We start from the raw sequence: 6,318 nt of genomic DNA, 5'->3' as shown, positions 1-6,318 counted from the left end.
AACAAGCAGTACGCCCAGGAAGTAGAAGTGTTGGAACGCCTGAAAGAAGCGCTGTACAATGACCAGCCGGCCCGCAGCGTGGAGCTGTCGGATGAAGAGAAAGTGATCGTGCGCGATCTGCACCTGCTGACCCTGAAGCCGGTTCTGTACGCGGCCAATGTGAGCGAGGACGGCGTGGCTGATGCGGACAGCAATCCGTACGTGCAGCAGGTCAAGGACTTTGCGGCAGGCGAGAACGCCGAAGTCGTTCCGATCAGCGCCAAGGTCGAGGCGGAAATCGCCGAGCTGGAAGGGGAAGACAAGGAAATGTTCCTGGAAGAGCTCGGTCTCGAAGAGTCCGGCCTGAACCGTCTGATCAAGGCGGCTTACCGCCTGCTCGGCCTGTACACGTACTTTACGGCAGGCGTGCAGGAAGTGCGCGCGTGGACGATCCGCAAAGGAACGAAGGCGCCGCAGGCAGCCGGCGTCATCCACACCGATTTTGAGCGCGGCTTTATTCGTGCCGAAGTGGTCTCCTACGACGACCTGATCGCCGCCGGTTCCATGAACGCCGCGAAGGAACGCGGCCAGCTTCGCCTGGAGGGCAAGGATTATGTCGTTGCGGACGGCGACGTAATGCATTTCCGTTTCAACGTGTAAACGTGTAAACGTGTAAACGTGTAATGGATGCGAACATTTGGATTTCGAGTAAGCAGATAGTCAACGTAAAACCGCCATTCCCCGGGTAACCCTTGGAATGGCGGTTTTTTGGTAGGGCTGAGTGGTCGGTTATCCCCGTCCTACCCAGCGCGAAAGGTCGATTATCGCTTGAGCCTGCGACGCTCACAGTCCCTTAATGATTCACGGTAATGCTGCCGTTGGACGTGGCCAGCCCCACAGTATACTGCCCGTCTCCCAATGTGGCCGTGGCGCGGGAGTCGCTCTCATCCACCCAGCCGATGTTGCCCTTGATGGAGGAGTTGGACGTCTTGGCGGTCAGCTTGGCGCTGGCGTCCTCGGGAACGGTCAGGTTAATGCTGCCGTTTGAGGTTTTCACGTCCCAGTTGCCGGCGATGCCGCTATCGCCCCGAACGGCGCCGTTGCTGGTCCGGATGTAGACCGGGCCGCCAAGCTGGTTGGCCGTCACCGTACCGTTGTTGGTCACCAGCTCGGAAGGGCCGCTGATGTTCGCAGCTACGATCCGGCCGTTGCTGGTCTTGGCCGACACCTTGCCCTGAATATCCTTTACGTTCAGGGTGCCGTTCGACGTTACGGCCGTCACTCCGGCATGAAGTCCGGAAGCGTCGATGGTGGAATTTTTCGTATGCACTTCCACTTCGACTGCCTCCGGAACCTGGAGGTTAAAGTAATCTTCAGGCATCGCCCAGCCGCCGATCAGGACGATATCCGGCTGGTGTTTATCCAGTGTCAGGGTCAGCGTGTCTCCCGACGTTTCCGACTTCCAGTGCTGCTTCGTCCATTTGTCGGCGTTGGCCTGGGAGGATTCGGTGCGAACGCGGACTTTTCCCTCATAGGCAATATTCGAGCCTTGAGCTTCCGTTACGTTGACCTTGCCGCTGTCGAGGAAAACTTCCACCCGCTTGATCTCTCCCTGCGCCGGAACTGATCCCTGCACGGCGCTGAGGTAACCCTTGTTAAAGAGGAATGTCCAGTCGGGGTAAATCGCTTGGGCTCCACTGACAATCAGAAGCAGAATCAGGATCGTGACGCTTCCGCCGCCCAGACGAACCCGCTGGTTGGCATGCACGACATTGGAAATGACAACTTCAATGCCGAGCAGGATGAGCAGGGTGGGCCATACATATTTCAGAACTTCAAAGCTGATGAACTGATTCATTTGAAGAATGATGATGACCCCAAGGCCGATCAATCCGATGGCGGTGGTCCATTTGCCGATCTTTCGGACCGGCGGGCGCGTCTCAAGCGGTGCGGTCACAGATGCTCACTTCCCTTATGGTTTGGTCTTTTGCCAAGCAGCCACATGCCGTAAACGATCAGGCCGACGGCCAGCAGCACGCTGGTAATATTGCGGTTCAGCAGCCATTCCCACAGGCCGGGGAAGACGCCGACGAGGAGGACGAGAATGCCCATGCCGATGCAGGTCGCCCCGATCCAAAATGGATGGACCGCCGATTCCTTCTGATATCCGTTCATTTGAATCCAGTCACGCTCGGTCCAAGGATAGCCGAAAGTATCCTGGCCCATCATCATCCGCTCATGCTCCATGGCCGCGGCTTTCATCCAGCTCGCCTTCTGCAGGGCGTCAAACAGCTGGTAGAACCACAGAATCGCCAGAGCGAACGGAAACAGCATCGGAATCGACGGGATGAGGATGATGCAGACGCAGGCGCCGATCATGTACTGCAGTCCCTGTTTGGCGAATCCTAAATATAAATGGCCAAGGCCGGGAATCATCGACAACATAAACGTGAGCCATCTACTTTTTCTAATCATGGGTTACCCTCCTTAAATATGTGCTCCATTCGAGTGGATAAATGCTGCGTGGCCTCCGTCAGCCCGTTCCCCAGATGCTCGAAAATCCCGAATTGGAATAAGCAAAAGGTCAGGCAGGCCGCAAGCCCGAAATGGGCCAGCTTGGATTTCTGCGACTCGCGGGGCCGGCTTCTTGGCAGCGATCTTACCGCCAAGGGCGGCATTTGACGGACTTCCTCCATCACGCCGGCAACGATATCCGGCATATCCATGACCGGACCTGGATTCTCCCAAATTTGGGATATCTCCGTAATTTCCTGATACCAAGCCTGGCATTCCGGACAATGGTTCAAATGCTTTTCGATCAAGAGGGAGGTTTCGGGCGGCAGTTCATGGGCGGCGTAAGCGGCCATCTGGTATTGAATGAGTTCGCATTTTCACCTGAGCTCCTCTCCTTTTCTGACGCATCATTTGTCTGGCACGGTATAATTGGGACTCAACGGTTTTGGCGGTAATGCCCCGCCTCTTGGCAATCTCCTGATAGGAGCATTGTTCAAAATAATACATCTGCACGGCCGACTTATACGGCTCCTGCAGCTCATCGACGATTTGACGGATCCGGCTGTTCATCTCTTCGGAGAGGACGATCTTCTCGGGTGTCTCGGCGGTTACCCAATCGTTTTCGCTAACCTCTCCCATCGTCCTTCGAGCCTGTTCCCTTTGGTGGGCCCTTTTCCAGTCCAGGCACTTCCGGACGGCGATTTGATACAGCCAGGTGGAGAAGGAGGATTCTTCCCGAAAAGCAGGCAGGGCCGAATATGCCTTAAGGAAAATGTCCTGCGACAAATCTTTCGCCGAGACGCTGTCGGCGGTCATTTTCAGGCATACGTGGTATACCATGCTCTGGTACCGCTGCACCAGAAATTTATAGGCTTCCGGATGGCCGGCTTTGACCGCCCGGATCCACTGCAACTCTTCTTCCAGTCTTCTCCCCTCCTCCCGATACGTTAAGTTAGACGCCGCATGTTGAGGCATCCCTGCAAAGTTTTTCAAAAAAATTATTCAGCCGTTTTAGCGCCATCTGTCGGCGTGTTCCCGGGACAGGCGGATGAACTCCCCAAGGGCCGGAGACATCCACTTTCCGGGATGGTACAGCATTTGTGTGGCCACTTGGCAGGGGCTGTCGTCCCAAGGGAGCCGGATGAGCCGGCCGGAGGACAGCTCGTCCTTGACCGCAATGGCGGGCAGCAGAGAGATGCCGAGACCGGACATGACGCAGTGCTTGATCGTCTCGATGCTCCAGAACTCCAAGTCGCTGCTGCTGTAGATCGCGTGGCTGTTTAAATGCTGTTCGAGCAGCAGACGGTAGCTGCAGTCCGATTCGGTATGGATAAAAGAAACGTCTTTCAAGTCCAGAGTATCGACCTGCGGCAGCAGGGTCAGGGGATGCGCCGGCGGCGCGATGAGCGCCATCGGTTCATGGATGAGCGTCTCCGACTGCAAGTGCGGGTCATCCGATTCCGGCTCCAGCACGAACACCAGGTCCATATCGCCGGACAGGGCCAATTTCTTGAGCTCCTTGCAGCCGGCCGGCCGGAGAATGATCTTCACGTCCGGATACAGCTCCGTGTATTCCTTAATAATGTCCGGGAGCCGGAACGCCGCAAGAGACTCGGGTGCGCCGATGTTCAGCGTCCCGGATGGCAGGCTTCGGCCAGCGGACATTTCGGCCAGCGCCCGGTCGTGCAGCTCCAGCAGCTGGATGGCATAGGGCAGCAGGCGCTCGCCTGCGGATGTAAGCTGTACCTTTTTCCCAAGACGGTCAAACAGCTTCGAGCCGACTTCCTCTTCCAGCGTCTGAATTTGCGCCGTGACGCTCGACTGGGCGTAGGACAGGATTTCGGCAGCTTTGGTAAAGCCATGCGTATCCGCAACGGTTCGGAAGGTGTGTAAGTGTTTTAAGTCCATCAATAATCCTCCATGATGCGAAATATGAATTCGTAGCGATCATCAACAATCGGTTCTCCCGATGGAAACGATCAAAATAATCTGTTTTACCTATTCATCTATTATCTGTTAAGCTGTGAGCACTGCACAACCCTAGAATGACCGGTAATCCCTGCCGGTTACACCATTAACAGCAGATAGGATGATCAAATATATGGCTTCATTAGAAAAGACCTCATTCGAAAAGACTTCTACAGCATCACACTTAACCTCTTCCATTCAGCTGCCTCAAGCCATCGCTTTATATATCGGTTCGGTGCTCGGATCAGGCATCCTGATTGTGCCGGGGCTCGCCGCACATATCGCGGGTCCGGCCTCGCTCCTGTCCTGGGGGCTCATGACGCTGCTCGTCCTGCCGATGGCCCTTGTCATGGGGCTGCTGTCGGCGCGTTACCCCGATGCCGGGGGCGTGTCCTCGTTTGTCTCCAGAGCGTACGGCACCAAAGCCGGGACGCTGGTCGGCTGGTTTTTCCTCATGTCGGTGCCCTGCTCATCACGCCGACCTTCGGCACACGGCTGACGGGGACGGATACGCCGCTGATTCCGCTCGGCTATAACACGATCAATGCGGAGACGCTGGTTTATGTGCTGACGCTGTCGGCCAAATATTTGACACTGCTGCCGATTACGATCCTGTGCATTTTTACTACGCAGCCTAGCGCATTTGCCGGCAGTTTGAACCGGATCGGTGTCCCTTATAAAATCGCCTACGCCGTGAGTATTGCCCTCCGCTATATTCCGGACCTGACGGAAGAATTCCGGAGCACGCTGAACTCGATGCAGGCGCGAGGCATGGGGATTACGAAGGAGGACGGCAGCATCGCCCAGCGCCTGCGCAACCTGGCGGCGGTCGTCGTTCCTGTGCTGCAATCGGCACTGCACCGGATCGATTCGGTGACGAACGCGATGGAGCTGCGGGGCTTTGGCACGCAGAAGAGGCGCACCTGGTACAGCGGCAAGGAGATGGAAGGGCTGGACTGGACGTTGGCCGTGCTTGGTGTGCTGCTGCTGGCTGTGGGCATTTGGCTGAAGGTACGGGTGCTGAAAGGATTTTGGTATCCTTTTTAGGGATTGTCTGGCAAATGTTCTGGTAAGGGGCCCGGAGAATCCGGGTCTTTTTCGTCGTAAGCTTGATTGCCTGCGTCTGAGGCATTGATTTTCGCAGCTTTCATTCATTTTGCCGCCTTTTCGTTTTCACACCTCGCTGCATCTTTATCCTTACGCACTTTACGNTCCCCGGTTCAGATCATCCCAGCAGCATGGCGAAATGAAGGCTTAAGCCGGGCATCCGATAGTAAAGTCCAATCCTTGCCGCTCCGGGGGTTCTAATATATAATGGGTAGGATTGAGAGACGTCTGTTTAACTATTACCTAAATAGGAGTTGTCATATAAATGGCTTTGAAAGCAGGGATCGTTGGACTGCCGAACGTCGGCAAATCCACGTTGTTTAACGCAATTACCCAGGCGGGCGCCGAGTCTGCCAACTATCCGTTCTGTACGATTGATCCAAACGTCGGGGTTGTCGAAGTTCCGGACGAGCGTCTGGATAAGCTGACCGAGCTGGTTCAGCCGCACAAAACCGTACCGACCGCTTTTGAGTTCGTCGATATCGCAGGTTTGGTTCGCGGCGCGAGCAAAGGGGAAGGTCTGGGCAACAAGTTCCTCGCCCATATCCGCGAGGTGGATGCGATCGTGCACGTGGTGCGCTGCTTCGAGGACGAGAACATCACGCACGTGGACGGCAAGGTCAACCCGGTCAGCGACATTCAAACCATCAACCTGGAGCTGATCCTGGCCGACCTGGAGAGCGTGGAGAAGCGCATCGACCGTTCGCGCAAAAACATGAAGGGCGGCAACAAGCAGTACGCCCAGGAAGT

The 6,318-nt window shown here is 56.0% G+C and carries 8 protein-coding genes and 1 pseudogene; 4 read left to right on the top strand and 5 right to left on the bottom strand.

Annotated elements, in window-relative coordinates; all coding sequences use genetic code 11:
• The coding region (locus tag CPT76_RS25310; protein ID WP_105444877.1) for a redox-regulated ATPase YchF at nt 1-639 on the top strand (639 nt) is incomplete at its 5' end.
• 193 nt (nt 640-832) lie between these two features.
• On the opposite strand, the gene CPT76_RS25305 is transcribed toward CPT76_RS25310, so the two are convergent.
• From CPT76_RS25305 to CPT76_RS25285, 5 genes are all read right to left on the bottom strand, one after another.
• Nucleotides 833-1,936, bottom strand: coding sequence for a DUF4097 family beta strand repeat-containing protein (locus tag CPT76_RS25305; protein ID WP_105444876.1), 1,104 nt, complete (start codon nt 1,934-1,936; stop codon nt 833-835).
• The gene (locus CPT76_RS25300) at nt 1,933-2,454 is read right to left on the bottom strand and encodes a hypothetical protein (protein WP_076174717.1); all 522 of its coding nucleotides are present in this window, start codon (nt 2,452-2,454) and stop codon (nt 1,933-1,935) included. The genes CPT76_RS25305 and CPT76_RS25300 overlap by 4 nt, the downstream gene beginning before the upstream one ends.
• Nucleotides 2,451-2,705 (bottom strand): hypothetical protein, encoded by a 255-nt coding sequence (locus CPT76_RS40500; protein WP_258168790.1) that lies wholly within the window; start codon nt 2,703-2,705, stop codon nt 2,451-2,453. Before CPT76_RS40500 ends, CPT76_RS25300 begins: the two co-directional genes overlap by 4 nt.
• A gap of 118 nt (nt 2,706-2,823) precedes the next feature.
• Nucleotides 2,824-3,486, bottom strand: a complete 663-nt coding sequence (locus CPT76_RS25290; RefSeq protein WP_219845466.1) for an RNA polymerase sigma factor — start codon at nt 3,484-3,486, stop codon at nt 2,824-2,826.
• Nucleotides 3,487-3,504: 18 nt separating this feature from the next.
• On the bottom strand, nt 3,505-4,401 hold the full coding sequence (locus CPT76_RS25285) for a LysR family transcriptional regulator (RefSeq protein ID WP_105444873.1): 897 nt from the start codon (nt 4,399-4,401) through the stop codon (nt 3,505-3,507).
• A gap of 193 nt (nt 4,402-4,594) precedes the next feature.
• Here CPT76_RS25285 and CPT76_RS25280 point away from each other — a divergent pair.
• From CPT76_RS25280 to ychF, 3 genes and pseudogenes are all read left to right on the top strand, one after another.
• Nucleotides 4,595-4,927, top strand: a pseudogene (locus tag CPT76_RS25280) (amino acid permease); the annotation flags it as partial.
• Complete coding sequence (locus CPT76_RS25275) at nt 4,903-5,508, top strand: energy-coupling factor transporter transmembrane component T family protein (protein ID WP_105444872.1); 606 nt, start codon at nt 4,903-4,905, stop codon at nt 5,506-5,508. The pseudogene CPT76_RS25280 and the gene CPT76_RS25275, both read left to right, overlap by 25 nt.
• A gap of 325 nt (nt 5,509-5,833) precedes the next feature.
• On the top strand, nt 5,834-6,318 hold a 485-nt coding region (gene ychF, locus CPT76_RS25270; protein WP_105444871.1), incomplete at its 3' end, for a redox-regulated ATPase YchF.

It is taken from the genome of Paenibacillus sp. AR247 (genome assembly GCF_002968895.1).
Classification (GTDB): domain Bacteria; phylum Bacillota; class Bacilli; order Paenibacillales; family Paenibacillaceae; genus Paenibacillus_AQ; species Paenibacillus_AQ favisporus.
The sequence above is the reverse complement of the archived record's forward strand: the minus strand, read 5'-3'. Positions and strand labels throughout refer to the sequence as shown.

Excerpts from the sequence above, each read along its gene's own strand:
- CPT76_RS25300 (WP_076174717.1), bottom strand. The coding sequence starts at position 2,454 with ATGATTAGAAAAAGTAGATGGCTCACGTTTATGTTGTCGATGATTCCC.
- CPT76_RS40500 (WP_258168790.1), bottom strand. The coding sequence starts at position 2,705 with ATGGATATGCCGGATATCGTTGCCGGCGTGATGGAGGAAGTCCGTCAA.
- CPT76_RS25285 (WP_105444873.1), bottom strand. The coding sequence starts at position 4,401 with ATGGACTTAAAACACTTACACACCTTCCGAACCGTTGCGGATACGCAT.